The 275-nt window shown below is 58.9% G+C and carries 1 protein-coding gene; it reads left to right on the top strand.

Features of this window, described 5'->3' with window-relative positions:
- The coding region (locus AACY19_RS27605; protein WP_339454668.1) for a VCBS domain-containing protein at window positions 1–275 on the top strand (275 nt) is incomplete at both ends.

Raw genomic sequence — 275 nt, 5'->3', positions numbered from 1 at the left:
AACGCCAACGGCACTTACACCTACACGCTGAACACCAGCGACGCCGATTTCAAAGCCTTGCACGGCGGCGGCAACGGCACGGAAACGTTCACCTACACCCTCACCGACGCCGATGGCGATACCAGCACTGCGAATCTGGTTCTGCAGATTCACAACAACGACGATCCAGTGGTCATCAACGGCCTCGACGTCAACGGCGGTGAACTGACCGTCTACGAGAAAAACCTCAGCGATGGCACCAGCCCCAACACGCCAGCGCTGACCCAAAACGGCAC

Source organism: Pseudomonas sp. EA_5y_Pfl2_R50 (assembly GCF_963970475.1).
GTDB lineage: Bacteria > Pseudomonadota > Gammaproteobacteria > Pseudomonadales > Pseudomonadaceae > Aquipseudomonas.
The sequence above is the reverse complement of the archived record's forward strand: the minus strand, read 5'-3'. Positions and strand labels throughout refer to the sequence as shown.